16 protein-coding genes are annotated in these 16,489 nt (G+C 55.2%); 4 read left to right on the top strand and 12 right to left on the bottom strand.

The window, feature by feature from the left end; all coding sequences use genetic code 11:
- Positions 1-44: 44 nt before the first annotated feature.
- Complete coding sequence (gene thiL / locus ACMGGR_RS16080) at positions 45-1,016, top strand: thiamine-phosphate kinase (RefSeq protein ID WP_246758529.1); 972 nt, start codon at positions 45-47, stop codon at positions 1,014-1,016.
- Positions 1,000-1,500 carry a phosphatidylglycerophosphatase A gene (gene pgpA / locus ACMGGR_RS16075; RefSeq protein WP_246758530.1) on the top strand — a complete coding sequence of 167 codons (501 nt, stop codon included), beginning with the start codon at positions 1,000-1,002 and terminating at the stop codon, positions 1,498-1,500. The genes thiL and pgpA overlap by 17 nt, the downstream gene beginning before the upstream one ends.
- 115 nt (positions 1,501-1,615) lie before the next feature.
- On the opposite strand, the gene ACMGGR_RS16070 is transcribed toward pgpA, so the two are convergent.
- From ACMGGR_RS16070 to xseB, 4 genes are all read right to left on the bottom strand, one after another.
- Positions 1,616-2,590, bottom strand: a complete 975-nt coding sequence (locus tag ACMGGR_RS16070; RefSeq protein WP_246758531.1) for an aldo/keto reductase — start codon at positions 2,588-2,590, stop codon at positions 1,616-1,618.
- 81 nt (positions 2,591-2,671) lie between these two features.
- Complete coding sequence (dxs, locus tag ACMGGR_RS16065; RefSeq protein ID WP_246758532.1) at positions 2,672-4,537, bottom strand: 1-deoxy-D-xylulose-5-phosphate synthase; 1,866 nt, start codon at positions 4,535-4,537, stop codon at positions 2,672-2,674.
- Between the two features lie 19 nt (positions 4,538-4,556).
- Positions 4,557-5,456, bottom strand: a complete 900-nt coding sequence (gene ispA, locus ACMGGR_RS16060) for a (2E,6E)-farnesyl diphosphate synthase (protein WP_246758533.1) — start codon at positions 5,454-5,456, stop codon at positions 4,557-4,559.
- Positions 5,456-5,698, bottom strand: coding sequence for an exodeoxyribonuclease VII small subunit (xseB, locus tag ACMGGR_RS16055; RefSeq protein ID WP_246758682.1), 243 nt, complete (start codon positions 5,696-5,698; stop codon positions 5,456-5,458). The genes ispA and xseB overlap by 1 nt, the downstream gene beginning before the upstream one ends.
- 231 nt (positions 5,699-5,929) lie before the next feature.
- Between xseB and thiI the strand changes: the two genes are divergently transcribed.
- Positions 5,930-7,378: a tRNA uracil 4-sulfurtransferase ThiI gene (thiI, locus tag ACMGGR_RS16050; protein ID WP_246758534.1), complete on the top strand. Its 1,449-nt coding sequence runs from the start codon at positions 5,930-5,932 to the stop codon at positions 7,376-7,378.
- 66 nt (positions 7,379-7,444) lie between these two features.
- On the opposite strand, the gene yajL is transcribed toward thiI, so the two are convergent.
- Together yajL and panE are read right to left on the bottom strand one after the other, a co-directional pair.
- Entirely contained in the window at positions 7,445-8,050 is a 606-nt protein-coding gene (gene yajL, locus ACMGGR_RS16045) for a protein deglycase YajL (RefSeq protein ID WP_246758536.1), read from the bottom strand.
- Positions 8,004-8,924: a 2-dehydropantoate 2-reductase gene (gene panE, locus ACMGGR_RS16040; protein ID WP_246758537.1), complete on the bottom strand. Its 921-nt coding sequence runs from the start codon at positions 8,922-8,924 to the stop codon at positions 8,004-8,006. Before panE ends, yajL begins: the two co-directional genes overlap by 47 nt.
- Positions 8,925-9,075: 151 nt before the next feature.
- Here panE and ACMGGR_RS16035 point away from each other — a divergent pair, with 151 nt between their 5' ends.
- Entirely contained in the window at positions 9,076-9,567 is a 492-nt protein-coding gene (locus ACMGGR_RS16035; RefSeq protein ID WP_414147319.1) for a YajQ family cyclic di-GMP-binding protein, read from the top strand.
- Between the two features lie 79 nt (positions 9,568-9,646).
- Here ACMGGR_RS16035 and hutW read toward each other — a convergent pair whose 3' ends face one another.
- The 6 genes from hutW to cyoB form a co-directional block, all read right to left on the bottom strand.
- Positions 9,647-10,975, bottom strand: coding sequence for a heme anaerobic degradation radical SAM methyltransferase ChuW/HutW (gene hutW / locus ACMGGR_RS16030; protein ID WP_414147318.1), 1,329 nt, complete (start codon positions 10,973-10,975; stop codon positions 9,647-9,649).
- A gap of 174 nt (positions 10,976-11,149) precedes the next feature.
- The gene (locus tag ACMGGR_RS16025) at positions 11,150-12,514 is read right to left on the bottom strand and encodes an MFS transporter (RefSeq protein WP_414147317.1); all 1,365 of its coding nucleotides are present in this window, start codon (positions 12,512-12,514) and stop codon (positions 11,150-11,152) included.
- Positions 12,515-12,662: 148 nt separating this feature from the next.
- Entirely contained in the window at positions 12,663-13,550 is an 888-nt protein-coding gene (gene cyoE / locus ACMGGR_RS16020) for a heme o synthase (protein ID WP_246758683.1), read from the bottom strand.
- Positions 13,551-13,563: 13 nt separating this feature from the next.
- Entirely contained in the window at positions 13,564-13,893 is a 330-nt protein-coding gene (locus ACMGGR_RS16015; protein ID WP_125288421.1) for a cytochrome o ubiquinol oxidase subunit IV, read from the bottom strand.
- Positions 13,893-14,507, bottom strand: a complete 615-nt coding sequence (locus ACMGGR_RS16010) for a cytochrome o ubiquinol oxidase subunit III (RefSeq protein WP_246758542.1) — start codon at positions 14,505-14,507, stop codon at positions 13,893-13,895. Before ACMGGR_RS16010 ends, ACMGGR_RS16015 begins: the two co-directional genes overlap by 1 nt.
- Positions 14,497-16,488, bottom strand: coding sequence for a cytochrome o ubiquinol oxidase subunit I (gene cyoB, locus ACMGGR_RS16005; RefSeq protein ID WP_246758543.1), 1,992 nt, complete (start codon positions 16,486-16,488; stop codon positions 14,497-14,499). Before cyoB ends, ACMGGR_RS16010 begins: the two co-directional genes overlap by 11 nt.
- Position 16,489: the final 1 nt, after the last annotated feature.

Genomic DNA, 16,489 nt, shown 5'->3' with positions numbered 1-16,489 from the left:
GGCCGGTTTTATCCGGCCTTCTTTTTTTTCTGCTGGAACGCATTATGGCATGTGGCGAATTCGAACTTATCACGCGCTATTTTGATCGCGTAACAAGCTCTCGTCGCGATGTGGAAAAAGGCATCGGCGATGACTGCGCACTCCTGAACTTGCCAGAGAAACAAACGCTGGCGATCAGTACCGACACGCTGGTGGCGGGCGTCCATTTTCTGCGTGATATCCACCCGGCCGACCTGGGCTACAAAGCGCTGGCAGTCAACCTCAGCGACCTCGCCGCCATGGGTGCCGATCCGGCGTGGCTGACGCTGGCGTTAACGCTGCCTGAGGTCAACGAAGCCTGGCTGAAAGAGTTCAGCGACAGCCTGTTTGAGCTGCTGGACTACTACAATATGCAGCTGATCGGCGGTGACACCACGCGTGGCCCGCTGAGCATGACGCTGAGTATTCACGGCCTGGTACCCGCTGGCAGGGCGCTGAAGCGTTCGGGCGCGCGACCGGGCGACTGGATCTACGTAACCGGCACGCTGGGCGATAGCGCGGCGGGCCTGGCGCTGTTGCAGCACAAGATTAAAATCAGCGATCCGGCCGCCCATGAAGCGCTGATCAAGCGCCATTTACGGCCGATGCCGCGCATTTTGCAGGGCCAGGCGCTACGCGATTTGGCCAGCGCCGCTATCGATATCTCCGACGGGCTGATTTCGGATCTGGGCCATATTCTCAAGGCCAGCGGCTGTGGCGCACGACTCAATCTGGACGCGCTGCCGCTATCAGTAACGATGAAAAGCCACTTTGAACGGCAGCAGGCTCTTCGCTGGGCGTTAAGCGGCGGCGAAGATTACGAACTCTGCTTTACCGTGCCGGAACTCAACCGCGGTGCGCTTGACGTGGCGCTGGGGCATTATGGCGTTCCTTTTACCTGCATTGGCCAGCTTGGGCCACAGGCGGAAGGTCTGGTGATGATGCAGGAAGGCAAACCCGTGGCGTTTGACCTGAAAGGATTTGACCATTTTGGATAAGCATACGGCGAAAGCCCGCCTGAAAATGAGCAACCCCTGGCATCTGCTGGCGACCGGCTTCGGCAGCGGTCTCAGTCCGGTGGTGCCGGGCACGATGGGATCGCTGGCGGCTATCCCTTTCTGGTACCTGATGTCTTTTCTGCCACAGGATATCTATTCGCTGCTGGTAATGTTTGGTATCTGCATTGGCGTTTATCTTTGCCATCGTACCGCAAAGGATATGGGCGTACACGATCACGGCAGCATTGTCTGGGATGAGTTTATCGGTATGTGGATCACGCTGATGGCGATCCCGGTTATCAGCTGGCAATGGGTACTGGCGGGATTTGTGATCTTCCGTATTCTGGATATGTGGAAACCCTGGCCAATCCGCTGGTTCGACCGCAACGTGCACGGCGGCATGGGCATTATGGTAGACGATATCATCGCCGGGATTATCTCGGCGGGTATTCTCTATTACGCCGGACACCATCTGGCGCTGTAGTTTACAGATACCTGCGTGAGGAAGGGAGGCCAGCCGTAAAGGCAAAAGGCGGCTTCCCTGCCAGCTCGCGCCGCGATAGCTATATCGCGACGCGCTTCATCTGCTTCAGGTCGGCCTAGTCAAAACCCACCACGCTGTGCGGCTGGTAAAGGCTTTCCAAATCGGCAATCTCTTCCTGCGTCAGCTCGATATCAACCGCCCTGACCAAATCAGCCAGCTGTTCCGCACGCGACGCGCCGATAATCGGTGCCGTAACCGTCGGTTTCGCTAGTAGCCAGGCCAGCGCTATCTGCGCACGGCTTACGCCCCTTGCTTCGGCAATGGCCGCCACGCGCTGCGCAATAGCGCCGTCGTTTTCTTCGGTTTTTTCATACAGGGTGCTGCCATACTCGTCGGAAGCGGTACGCGCGGTCGCTTCGCCCCACGGACGAGTCAGACGGCCACGCGCCAGCGGGCTCCACGGCAGCACCGCAATGTTTTCCGCCCGGCAAAGCGGATACATTTCGCGTTCTTCTTCGCGCTGGATCAGGTTGTACTGATCCTGCATGCTGACAAACCTTGTCCAGCCGTGACGATCCGCCGTATAAAGCGCTTTGGCAAACTGCCAGGCATACATGGAAGACGCGCCGATATAGCGCGCCTTGCCGGATTTCACCACGTCGTGCAGCGCTTCCAGCGTTTCTTCCAGCGGCGTGTTGTAGTCCCAGCGGTGGATCTGCAACAGGTCAACGTGATCCATACCCAGGCGGGTCAGGCTGTCGTCAATGGACTGCATGATGTTAGCGCGGGACAGACCGCCGGAAAGATTACTCATCGGGAAATAGACTTTAGTCGCCACCACAATCTCATCGCGGCGCGCGTACTCTTTCAGGGCACGGCCAACAATTTCTTCGCTGCTGCCATCGGAGTAGCTATTAGCCGTATCGAAGAAGTTAATGCCCGCTTCCAGCGCCTGCCTGATTAGCGGACGGCTGCTTTCTTCCGGCAGCGTCCAGGCGTGGCGGCCACGGTCTGGCTCGCCGTAGGTCATGCAGCCCAGGCATAAACGGGAAACGGTCAGGTCTGTGGTGCCTAACTGAATTTTTTTCATTGGTGCTCCTGCCAAAGATGAGGACATAAGAGTCTGAGCATAGCAGGTATATGCTCCCCGGACGGGGAGCATAATGCGGTGTTACAGCGCGAGCCAGCGGGAAATTTGCTGTTCGATACCCTCGGCATCAAGTTGATAATCGTGGCGAATCTCTTCCTGGGTACCTTGCGGGATAAACTCGTCCGGCAGACCGATATTCAATACCGGCACCAGCACGCGTTTTGCCATCAGCAGCTCGATGACGCCGCTACCCGCGCCGCCTTTGATAGCGCCTTCTTCCAGCGTAATCAGCGCTTCGTGGCTGGCAGCCAGCTCGATCACCAGCGCTTCATCCAGCGGCTTCACAAAACGCATATCGACCAGCGTAGCGTTCAGCGAGTCGGCCACGGCGGCCGCTTCCGGCAGCAGCGTACCAAAATTGAGGATCGCCAGCTTTTCGCCTTCGCGCTTCACCACGCCTTTACCCAGCGGTAGCGAGCGCAGCGGCTCACGTGCCGCGCCGGTGCCGGTACCGCGCGGATAGCGCACCGCGCTTGGGCCATCATTGTAGTGGTAGCCGGTGTAAAGCATCTGGCGGCATTCGTTTTCATCGCTTGGCGTCATGATCACCATGCCAGGAATGCAGCGCAGGAAGGAGATATCAAAAGCGCCCTGATGCGTCTGGCCATCCGCGCCGACGATGCCGCCACGGTCGATAGCAAAGAGCACCGGCAGTTTCTGAATCGCTACATCGTGGATCAGCTGATCGTAGGCACGCTGTAAAAACGTTGAGTAGATAGCCACCACAGGCTTGTAGCCACCAATCGCCAGTCCGGCAGCAAAGGTAACCGCATGCTGTTCGGCAATTGCCACGTCAAAATACTGCGCCGGATAATCGCGAGAGAAGCTGACCATGCCGGAGCCTTCGCGCATCGCTGGCGTAACGGCCATCAGCTTGTGGTCATCCGCGGCGGTTTCGCTCAGCCATTCGCCAAAGATTTTGGAGTAGCTCGGCAGGCCTTCAGCGGCTTTTGGCAGCAGACCGCTGGCAGGATCGAACTTGGGCACGGCGTGCCAGCTGATCGGATCTTTTTCTGCCGGGGCGTAGCCTTTGCCTTTTTTGGTCATAATATGCAGAAACTGCGGGCCTTTCAGGCTGCGCATGTTTTTCAGCGTCTGCACCAGCGTCAGCACGTCGTGACCGTCAACCGGGCCGATATAGTTAAAGCCCAGCTCTTCAAACAGCGTGCCGGGCACAACCATGCCTTTCAGATGTTCTTCGGTACGTTTAACCAGCTCTTTGATCGGCGGCAGGCCGGTCAGCACTTTTTTGCCGCTTTCACGCAGGCGCGAATAGGTTTTGCCGGAAAGAATTTGCGCCAGGCGGTTGTTCAGCGCGCCCACGTTTTCTGAAATCGACATTTCATTGTCGTTCAGCACCACCAGCAGATCGGATTTGATATCGCCTGCATGGTTCATGGCTTCGAACGCCATGCCCGCCGTAATCGCGCCGTCGCCGATTACGCAGGCGGTACGGCGGCCTTTACCTTCTTTTTCTGCGGCAACGGCCATGCCCACACCGGCGCTAATCGAGGTGCTGGAGTGACCGACGTTTAGCACGTCGTATTCGCTCTCATCGCGCCACGGGAAAGGGTGCAGGCCATTTTTTTGCCGGATGGTGCCGATGCGATCGCGGCGGCCGGTCAGGATCTTGTGCGGATAGGCCTGATGGCCCACGTCCCAGATGAGATGATCAAAAGGGGTGTTATAGACGTAGTGCAGCGCGACCGTCAGTTCCACGACGCCCAGGCCAGAGGCAAAATGGCCGCTGGAGCGGCTTACGCTGTCGAGTAAATACTGTCGTAGCTCGTCACAGAGTTTTGGCAGGCTCTCTTTAGGAAGCGAACGTAATTCTTGTACCGTCGCGGCCTGCGCCAGCGTCGGATATTTTGCAGTATCAAAACTCATCAGAGACTCATTGTGGAAGTTATTTATTGCGTTCAATTATGTAACTTGCAAGCGCTTGTAGTGATGTTGTGTCAAAGCCTTGCGCGGCAAGTATTTCCAGTGCGCTGAACGACTCCTGACAGAGGGCCCACGCCTTTTCCCGTGCACTTTCGAGTCCCATCAAGGCCGGGTAGGTACTTTTTCCAAGCTGCTGATCGGCTCCCTGCCGTTTGCCGATGATGGCGGTATCGCCCACCACATCCAGAATATCGTCCTGCACCTGAAACGCCAGGCCGATAGCTTCGGCATAGCGGTCAAGGAGAGGTAAGGCGCTACGGCCTCGCTCACCTGCGGTCAACGCGCCCAGGCGAACGGCGGAGCGAATTAACGCGCCGGTCTTATAACGGTGGATCTGCTCAAGCTCGTTCAGGTTAACCTGGCGGCCTTCCGCGGCTAAATCAAGCGCCTGGCCGCCGCACATGCCGGCCACGCCGCTAGCCTGCGCCAGTTCGGAAAGCATCGCAATACGGTTTTCTGCCGTTACGCCTGCCATCGGTGTATCGGCAAGTATAGTGAAGGCGAGCGTTTGTAGTGCATCACCGGCTAAAATAGCCGTATCTTCGCCAAATTTGATGTGGCAGGTCGGCTGCCCACGCCGCAAATTATCATCATCCATCGCGGGTAAATCGTCGTGAATCAACGAGTAAGCGTGAATGCATTCGACCGCCGCGGCGGGCGCGTCAAGCGCGCTGTCATCCGCATGCAGCATGTTGCCGGTCGCATAAACCAGAAATGGCCGCAGGCGCTTGCCGCCTAATAATGCACCATATTCTATGGCGTTAACCAGAGGCGATTTCTGAAAAGGCAGGTTGCTGATAAAACGCTGTAATGCCTGATTCACGCGCGCGTGGTGCGCGTTAAGAAGAGCGCTAAAATCCATCAGTCGTTTTCCGGCGTGAAAGGCTGTAAATCGCCATTTTTATCGTCGTTAAGCAGGATTTGTACACGCTGCTCTGCCTGCTGCAGTTTCTGCTGGCCCGTACGTGCCAGCTGTACGCCGCGTTCAAATTCATTCAGCGCCTCTTCCAGCGGCAGGTCACCGCTTTCAAGACGTGAAACAATCTGCTCCAGCTGAGCAAGCGAGGTTTCAAAACTGGCGGGCTGTTCGGCTTTTTTTGGCATAATAACGTTTAGCTCGGTGATGTTTTTTACTGTCAGGTCACTCATGGTAGCCGACTCAAATTGATTAGCAAAATAATGATTCTGACAGCAGGAGAAGAAGCAGTCGTCGGTCAGATGTGATACAATCGCTTCCCCCGGATGCAAAGGGGACAAACCGCTTTGCAATCCTCTGATTTTACCAGCTAAGTGCCCTGCATTTCAGCACTAATTGCCCGTTGAGCCCGCGCCACCATGAAGTTTATTATTAAATTATTCCCGGAAATCACCATTAAGAGCCAGTCCGTGCGTTTGCGTTTTATTAAAATGCTGACCACGAACATTCGTAACGTGCTGAAACAGTGTGACGATACGCTGGCCGTGGTGCGCCACTGGGATCATATCGAAGTCCGTTCTAAAAACGAAAGCCACCGCCACTATATTATCGATGAGCTGACGCGCATCCCTGGTATTCATCACGTTCTGGAAGTTGAAGAGCGGGCTTATACCGATATGCACAACATCTTTGAGCAGACGCTGGCGATGAACCGCGAGCGTATCGAAGGCAAAACCTTTTCCGTACGCGTAAAACGCCGCGGCAAACACGAGTTCAGTTCGCAGGACGTGGAGCGCTACGTGGGCGGCGGCCTGAACCAGCACGTTGCCAGCGCCCAGGTGAAGCTGAACCATCCGCAGGTGACCGTTAATATAGAGATTGAAGACGATCGCCTGCTGCTGATCACCGGACGTTATGAAGGTATCGGCGGTTTCCCGATTGGCAGCCAGGAAGACGTGCTGTCGCTGATTTCCGGTGGTTTTGACTCCGGCGTTTCCAGCTATATGCTGATGCGCCGCGGCTGCCGCGTACACTACTGCTTCTTTAACCTTGGCGGCGCGGCGCATGAAATCGGCGTTCGTCAGGTGGCGCACTATCTGTGGAACCGTTTTGGCCGCTCGCACAAGGTGCGCTTTGTCGCCATCAACTTTGAACCGGTAGTCGGTGAGATTCTGGAGAAAGTGGACGACGGGCAGATGGGCGTGGTGCTGAAGCGTATGATGGTACGCGCGGCGTCCACCATTGCGGAACGTTACGGCGTGCAGGCACTGGTTACGGGCGAAGCGCTCGGGCAGGTCTCCAGCCAGACGCTGACCAATCTGCGGTTAATCGACAACGCTTCCGATACGCTGATCCTGCGCCCGCTGATTTCGCATGATAAAGAGCACATTATCAAGCTGGCGCGCCATATCGGCACGGAAGACTTTGCCCGTACCATGCCGGAATACTGCGGCGTAATTTCGAAAAGCCCGACGGTAAAAGCGGTGAAGGCCAGAATCGAAGCGGAAGAGCAAAACTTTGATTTCGCCATTCTGGATAAGGTGATTGAAGAAGCCACCAACGTGGATATTCGCCAGATTGCAGAAGAAACCGAGCAGGAAGTGGTAGAAATCGAAACCGTGGTTTCCTTTAGCGATAACGACGTGGTGCTGGATATCCGCTCGCCGGACGAGCAGGACAACAGCCCGCTGGAGCTGGAAGGCGTAGACGTTAAAGGCATGCCGTTCTACAAGCTCAGCACGCAGTTCGGCGATCTCGATCAAAGCAAAACCTGGCTGCTTTACTGCGACCGTGGCGTGATGAGCCGTTTGCAGGCGCTCTATCTTCACGAGCAGGGCTTTAAAAACGTGAAGGTTTATCGTCCGTAAATCTGCACTGTTTTAAGTAAGGCGCTGACTTCAGCGCCTTTTCTTTTTTGTCAGGTCAGTGCGCTGCTATTCCACCCATTCCCGGTAATCGAAAATACCGGCAGCCAGCACCAGCTGCCGGGCGACTTCGTATGCTTTTTCTTTCCCGGCCAGCAGGTCAATAAGCTTTAAGGCAAAGTCGATTGAGGTACCTGGCGCCTGGCTGGTTAACAGGTTTACGCGCCGATCCCATACCACGCGCTTATCCATCCACTGACTTTCCGGGATGGTCTCCTTCAGGCCGGGGAAGCCGGTCATATTGCCGACGGGGAAAAGGTTATGCGGGATCAGTACCGTGCCGGGGGCCGCGCAAATGGCGGCAACGATGCGCCCGGACAGATGAAACTGGCGCACGGTTTCTACCAGCAGCGGGCTGTCGCGAAAAGCCTCTGCGCCTTTCAGGCCGCCAGGCAGTACGATAGCGGCAAAATCGTTATCGGCAACCTCTACCAGCGTGGCATCCGCCAGCAGCCGCACGCCGCGCGAACAGACTATCTCTTTGCTGCCGTCATCCATCACGCTGGCGGTGGTTACCGTAAAGCCCGCGCGCGCCAGCAGGTCGATAGTCGTGACGGCTTCGGTTTCTTCACTGCCAGGTGCCAGGCAAACCAGCACCGATACGTTCGCGCTCATAATCTTGTTCCTTACGCTTAATCATTTCATAAAGTCGGCTGTTCTCCGGCGTGGACAACCCTTGCGCCCGTGCACGACGAATAACGTAACCGGTAATATAGTCTATCTCCGTGCGCCGCTGCGCGCGGATATCCTGCAGCATGGAAGAGGTATTGGCGGACGTGGCGGTAATAATATCCTTCACGTAAGCCAACAGCCCGTCGCGCGAGGTATGCTGGCCTTCACGTTCCATCACCATCGCCACTTCGTCACAGAGTACGGCAATTTCCTGCGGATGGTTGAGCAGCTCGCCGTTGGTACAGTCGTACTGCACGGTGAGCGGATTGATCACGCAGTTGACCGCCAGCTTTTGCCAGGCGGCCGAGGCAACGTTATTGTGCCAGGCCACATCCGGCAGCGCCTGCTGTAACATTTCTGCCAGATCGCTCAGCAGCGCGCTATCGGCAGAGGTTGGGCCAATATGGGTAATACCGGACGCGACGTGAACGATAACCGTGCCGTCGCGCTTCGCCGCATGGGTGGTAATACCGCGCAACAGGGGCTGCGTAAGCGACTTTAGCTCATCAAGCGTGCCCATACCGTTGTGCAGCAGCAGAATCGGACAGTCCTGGCGCAGAATAAACTGCAAATTTTTGACCGCCTCGGAAACCTGCCAGGCCTTTAGCGTCACCAGCAGCAGATCGCTTTGCGCTAAAAACGAGGGATCGTTAGCAATGAAGGTTTTGTTGGTGATGGTGCCGTCAAGGTTGACGACGTTCACCGAACACCAGGGCTGCGGCACGCGCAGCCAGCCCTGAACCTCATTGCCCTGAGCTTCCAGCGCAGCCAGCCAAATCTGTCCTAAAGCGCCGCATCCCAATACGGTAATTTTCATTCATCCTCCCCGCGCGCGGGTTGTGTTGATTCTGCCGGCCATCGGGCCGCGCCAGCAGAGCTATTCTTATTATAGCTTTCCATGCCGATGGTTTTTTTACTGTTGCTAACCAGGTATTATGCCTGTCACAACAGAATCAGGAGAATAAATCATGCCATCTTTCGATATCGTTTCAGAGGTCGACCTTCAGGAAGTGCGCAACGCCGTAGAAAACGCTAACCGTGAACTCTCTACCCGTTTCGATTTTCGTAACGTGACGGCCAGCTACGAGCTGAACGAGAAAAACGAATCTATCAAGGTGCTGAGCGAGTCAGATTTCCAGGTAAAACAGCTGGTTGATATCCTGCGCGAAAAGCTGCTCAAGCGCGGCATTGAGAACGGCGCGCTGGATGTGCCGGAAGAAATTGAGCACAGCGGAAAAAGCTGGAGCGTGGAAGCCAAACTGAAAAAAGGCATTCCGGCTGACGTCGCGAAGAAAGTCGTTAAGCTGATTAAAGACAGCAAGCTGAAAGTGCAGTCGCAGATTCAGGGTGAGGAAGTGCGCGTAACCGGCAAATCTCGCGATGATCTGCAGGGCGCTATGGCGCTGATTCGTGGCGGCAATCTGGGACAGCCTTTCCAGTTTAAAAACTTCCGCGATTAACACGGTCAATGCTGGCGAGCCGGATGCTCTGACCTTTAAGCCAGCTACCAGCCTGCGCAACAGAGCAGGCTGGCACCCCTCAGCCGTGCTCACTCCCTTCGCCGCTGACGGTAGAGAGACGCAGTAAAATCTCCGTCAGGCACTGCATAATATTGTTGGCCCAGAAGCGGCCGCTGCCGGTAAAGCGCAAACAGAGATCGTTTGTGGTCAGCAGGCCAGAGTGATGCCACTGATCGACTAACGGCTGCAACAGCGCGGCGCGTGCGGTCAATAATTTCAGATCGACCCTTCCTGTTTCAATACCGGCTTGTAGCTGGTGACGCCACTGATGCGTCCCTCCAGCCGCTTGCGTCATCATACTGACAGGCTTGTGGCCACGGGCCAGCGCCTGATAATAGCTGCCCAGCTTGCGCTCGATCATATAAGCCTGTCCGTTGACGCTGCCGCCAGCCCCGCAGCCTGACGCCAGGCAGTCCGCACCTTGCTTGATCAGTAAGTTATAAAGATTGCGCTCGCGGGTAGTTCCTGCCCAATGGCTGTTGCTGAGCTGCCGCCAGCCATATTCCTCCAGCAGCCCTGCGCCCTGTAAATAAAATGCGTGACGCGCAGCCATATCCGGCAGCATTACCCGCTTATTATCTGCCGCCTTTGCCAGCGGCGTAGTGGGTAAAAGGTTTAAGGCATACAGGTCTACGCCGTCCAGGCCAATATCCCGTATCGTAGCCAGATCCTGCCGCCAGAGGCTGGCCGTTTGTCCGGGTAAACCAAAGATCAGGTCGCAAACCACGGCGGCACGATCGCGCCGGCACAGCTTTTTAAGAAAAGCGATCGACTGCTGGCGATCGGCGGTACGGCCCATACGCTGACGAATGCGGCTGTCGAAAGTCTGGATACCGATGGAGAAACGGTTAGCGCCTGCATCCAGGCAGGCATCAATGCGCGCATCGTCAACATTCAGGGTGCGGCCTTCAATCGTGATTTCACAATCTGGTGCCAAAGGCAGGCGCGCTTTCAGCAGGCTGATAAGGCGATACAGCCCGGCTGCCGACAGCGCCGTCGGCGTGCCGCCGCCAAAATAAACGGCGTGAACGGGCGCGGACTGATATAGCGGGCTGTCGGCTTCCATCTCGATTTCGCGCAGAAGAGCGTTAACGTACCTGTCCGCCTCATCCGGCTGAAACTTATGCTGATAAAAACCGCAGAAGGTGCAGCGAGTGGCGCAAAAGGGAATGTGAAGATAAACCAACCGCTTGTGCGGCGGAGCGGGATTTAACAGCAGCTGGTGCCAGGCAGGTTGCACTGCATCCGCAGGCAGCGGAATCGTATTGCGCCAGGGCATGGCGGCGCGGCGCTCGGTAAAAGCCTGCGCGCCAGGCTGCGCGAACCAGGGGGATAAATCAATCTGCATAAGCCTCGTCCATGTGAGCGGAAAACGGAGCTTATTAAAAGATAATCATTATCATTTAGCAAAGGTATCTGGTCGCGAGATGACTCAGGTCAAAAATAGCCGAGGGAAGGGGGAGGGGAGAGGGGGTCGTAAACCCCCTTCCAGATTGCTGACAAACTTAACCAGTGAACAACATTAGCAACTGCCGACCAGCGCTTCCAGCTCCGGACGGTTAGTCACCTTGCTGTCAATTTTCACATAGGCGCTACGCTCTTCCGGCACGATAAAGACGGCGGCCACGCCCGGCTGCGCCTTCAGGCGTTTCTCCAGCAGGGCGGCATCAACGTTCTCATCGCGCAGCACGATACGCAGGCTGCTGACGTAAGGCGGCTCCTGCATAGTGCAGCTGACCAGCAGCCAGACAGCCGCAATGATCGCACCCACGACAAAGACCGTCGAGGCGTCAAAATGGCCATACAGCCAGCCACCCAGGCTGCCGCCTACCGCTACGCCAATAAACTGGCTGGTGGAGTAGACGCCCATCGCGGTGCCTTTATAGCCCGGCGGCGATTCTTTGCTGATCAGCGAAGGCAGAATCGCTTCCATCAGGTTAAAGCCAACAAAGAACAGCTGTACGCCAACAACCAGCGTCCAGAAGTGGTTACCCGCGCCCCACAGGATAATTTCGGCAATTAAAATAATCGCCACGCAGGCAACGAAAACCCGCTTCATCTGACGCTTCACTTCGGCATAGATAATAAAAGGGATCACGCCGCAGAAAGCAATCAGCATGGTAATCAAATAGATTTTCCAGTGCTGCTCGGCAGGAAAGCCCGCCTGCTCAAATTCGCCAGGCAGCGCCACAAAACTCGACATCAGCAAAATGTGCAGGCACATAATGCCAAAGTTAAGCTTCACCAGGCGAGTGTTGGCCAGTACCGCACGGAAACTGCCTTTCACAATGCCCGATTCACGGTTGAGCATGTGGTTTGAAGCGGAAGGCACCACCAGCAGCGTAATGACAATACCGCTGCTCGCCAGCAGGGCGATGAGCCAGAACAGCGCATGTAAGCCAAGCGCGTGCGTAATCACAGGCCCAAGTACCATGGCGATAGCGAAGGTAATCCCAAAGCTGATGCCGATAAAGGCCATCGCCTTGGTGCGGTTCTGCTCGCGCGTCAGGTCAGAAAGCAGCGCCATTACCGCCGCCGCAATCGCGCCGGAACCCTGCAAGGCACGACCCAGGATCACGCCCCAAATAGACGTGGTGATGGCGGCAATTACGCTGCCTAAAACGAAGATCAGTAATCCGCCAACGATCAGCGGCTTGCGGCCAATTCTGTCGGACAGCAGACCAAAGGGAATTTGAAATACGGCCTGCGCTAAACCGTAGATGCCGATGGCGAGCCCAATCAGTGCCTCACTTGCTCCCTGTAACGCCATGCCATACGTGGTCAGGACGGGAAGAACCATAAACATTCCCAGCATACGCAGGGAGAATACCGTTCCCAAACCCCATGTCGCACGCAGTTCGACCGGAGTCATTTTATTATCGTTCATTACTACCTCAGGTTATCTGGTAGGCATATTTTAAGGGGTTGGGGCAGGGGGGTAAAATTATTATTAATTAAAGTGGTAACAAAAAGAAAGGGCGCGTAATACCCTTTTAAGGTATCACGCGCCCTTAACAGAACTGCAACAGGAATGCTTACCAGACGTAGGTCAGCAGGTCCTTTGAGGCCGGCGTCATAAAGTCTACCGACATCATAACGCTCAGTGCAGTGATGGCGACGATGGAGAAAACGAACAGCTTACGTGCCCAGACGCGATCGTTCTGCGTCTTGTAGCCCGACAGCGCCATTCCCAGCCACCAGACGCTCACGGCTGCGGCAACGATCAGATACTTATAGCCCGCGTATCCCACCAGCGTCAGCATCAGCGTCGCCACCATAAACGCCAGGATATACAGCGTAATATGGTTTTTAGCTACGGAGATACCTTTTACCACCGGCAGAACCGGGATATTCGCTGCCTGGTAATCTTTAAAGCGGAAGATGGCAATCGCATAGGAATGCGGCATCTGCCACAGGCTAAAGATAGCCAGCAGGATCAGCGCGCCAGCATCGAACTGGTTGCTGACGGCGCAGTAACCGATAACCGGTGGCGCTGCGCCAGACAGGCTGCCAATCAGCGTGCCGTAAACGGACTTGCGCTTCATATACAGGCTGTAAACGCCGACATAAATCACAAAGCCCATTACCGCCAGCCACATGGCCAGCGGGTTTGCTCCGAGATACAGCAACGCGAATCCAGCAATACCCAGAACGGTTGCATAAACCAGAGAGACTGTCGGGGAAATGAGGCCTTTTACCAGCACACGGTTTCTGGTTCTCTCCATTTTTACGTCGATGTCACGGTCAATAAAGTTGTTATAAACACAACCCGATGCGACCACCAGCGAAACGCCGACTAAGGTGGTGAGAAACAGGGAATAGTCGATGCTGCCTTTAGAAGCCAGCAGGAATCCCCCGATGACAGAAATTAAATTCCCGAAAATAATTCCTGGTTTCGTTACTTGCAGGTATTGCTTAATCATCACAGGCGACTCTTTAACGGACCATCATGTTGTAATTGAGGTTCCACATAATCCATATAGAGCCTACTACGACAATCAGAATGATGACGGCAGAAAAGACGATTGCCACCAGATTCCAGCGCTGATCGGTCGAGGTGCTGAGGTGCAGGAAGTAATACAGATGCACCAGCACCTGTACCACGGCTGCAATCACTACCACGGCCAGCATCGTCGTTTTAGACGCGCCGCCTTCCATGACGATCCAGAATGGAATCGCAGTCAGAATGATCGACAGAATAAAGCCGATCATATAGGTCTTCACGTTACCGTGAGAGGTACCATGATCGCTTAATGTTTTGCTCATTAAATGACCCCCAGCAGGTAAACGATGGTGAACACACAGATCCAGACCACATCCAGGAAGTGCCAGAACATGCTCAGGCACATCAGACGGGTGTGGTTGGTGGAAGTCAGGCCCTTAGTGGCCACCTGATACATCATCACCAGCATCCAGATCAAACCACAGGTCACGTGCAGACCGTGCGTACCAACCAGCGTAAAGAAGCCGGACAGGAAGCCGCTGCGCTGCGGGCCGAAGCCTTCTGTGATCAGATGATGGAACTCATAGATTTCCATCGAGATAAAGCCGATACCACACAGGAAGGTCAGCACCAGCCAGCCCAGAACGGCGCCTTTCGCGCCTTTTTCCATGCTGATAACGGCAAAGCCGTAGGTAATGGAGCTGACCAGCAGCAGTGCGGTTTCAACCAGCACAAACGGCAGTTCAAAAATATCTTTACCTGCAGGGCCACCAGCGGTGCTGTTGACCATAACCGCATAGGTCGCAAACAGCGTTGCGAAGATAATGCAGTCGCTCATCAGGTAGATCCAGAAGCCAAACAGCTTATTGGCTCCTGCATCGTGATGCCCATGCTCCGCATGGGCGTCGTGGTGTTTAGTCAGAGTTTCAGTTGACATTTTTCAGGCCTGCTTTGCTAATTTCGTCAAAGTGCTGATTCTCGATTTTTTCGATCTCGGCAACGGGAACGTAATAATCAACGTCTTCGTCAAAGCTCTTAATAATCCAGGTCAGGATCATTCCGAGGAACGCCACGCCTACCAGCCACCAGATGTGCCAGATAGCAGCGAAACCAAACACCAGGCTGAAACCACCGATGATGACACCCGCGCCGCTGTTTTTCGGCATGTGGATCTCTTCATACTTAGCTGGACGTTTGTAAGCTTCACCTTTCTCTTTCATTTCCCAGAACGCATCGCGCTCGTGGATAACAGGCACTTCAGCAAAGTTGTAGAACGGAGGTGGTGAAGAGGTTGCCCACTCCAGCGTACGACCGCCCCACGGGTCACCGGTCAGATCGCGCAGCTGCTCGCGGTCACGTACGGATACCCAGAACTGAGTGATCTGGCACAGTACGCCACAAGCGATCAGCGCCGCACCGAATGCCGCAACAACCAGCAGAGGGTGGAACTGTGGATCGATGTTCTGGCTCAGACGACGGGTCATCCCCATGAAGCCCAGCGCGTACAGCGGCATAAAAGCAACGAAGAAGCCGATAATCCAGAACCAGAAGGCACGGATACCCCATTTTTCGTTCAGGCAGAAGCCGAACGCTTTCGGGAACCAGTAGGTCACACCAGCAAAACAACCGAACACCACACCACCGATAATTACGTTATGGAAGTGGGCAATCAGGAACAGACTGTTGTGCAGCACGAAGTCCGCACCCGGTACCGCCAGCAGAACACCGGTCATACCACCAACGGAGAAGGTGACCAGGAAGCCTACGGTCCACAGCATCGCAGAGTGCATCTGAATGCGGCCCTGGTACATGGTGAACAGCCAGTTAAAGATTTTAACACCGGTCGGAATGGCGATAATCATCGTCATGATACCGAAGAAGGCGTTAACGTTCGCGCCGGCACCCATCGTAAAGAAGTGGTGCAGCCACACGATGAAGGAAAGGACGGTAATAACCACCGTTGCCCAAACCAGCGAGGTGTAACCAAACAGACGTTTTTTCGAGAAGGTCGCAACGACTTCAGAGAAGACGCCGAAGACCGGCAGAACCAGGATGTATACTTCCGGATGTCCCCAAACCCAAATCAGGTTGACGTACATCATCATGTTGCCGCCCATTTCATTGGTGAAGAAATGGAAGCCCAGATAACGGTCAAGGGTCAGCAGCGCCAGCGTCACGGTCAGAACCGGGAAGGAGACGATGATCAGCACGTTAGTACACAGCGATGCCCAGGTGAAAACAGGCATTTTGAACATGGTCATGCCCGGTGCACGCATTCTCAGGATAGTAACGAAGAAGTTAATGCCTGTTAATGTCGTCCCGATACCGGAAAGCTGCAGACTCCATATCCAGTAGTCAACCCCGACCCCCGGACTGTACTCCGCGCCGGAAAGCGGCGGATAAGCCAGCCAGCCGGTCTGAGCAAATTCGCCCACGCCCAGTGACAGGTTAACCAGCACCACACCGACAGCCGTGAACCAGAAGCTCAGGTTGTTCAGGAAAGGGAAGGCCACGTCGCGCGCGCCGATCTGTAAAGGAACAGCAATGTTCATCAGACCGATAACGAACGGCATCGCTACGAAGAAGATCATAATCACGCCGTGCGCGGTAAAGATCTGGTCGTAGTGATGAGGCGGCAGGAAGCCGGGCCCGCCAGCCGAAGCCAGCACCTGTTGGCTACGCATCATGACCGCATCGGCAAAGCCGCGCAGCAGCATGACGAAAGCCACGATGATATACATGATACCGAGTTTTTTGTGGTCAACTGACGTCAGCCATTCAGACCACAGGTATTGCCACTTACCGAAGTAAGTGATCGCTCCAGCAACGGCCAGACCACCAAGAATGATGGCGGCAACCGTAACCACGATAATCGGCTCGTGGTACGGAACTGCATCAAGGGTTAATTTTCCCAACATC

The sequence above is a fragment of the Erwinia sp. BNK-24-b genome, from assembly GCF_047456155.1.
In the GTDB taxonomy this organism is placed as follows: domain Bacteria; phylum Pseudomonadota; class Gammaproteobacteria; order Enterobacterales; family Enterobacteriaceae; genus Erwinia; species Erwinia phyllosphaerae.
This window is presented reverse-complemented; position numbering and strand designations above follow the sequence as displayed.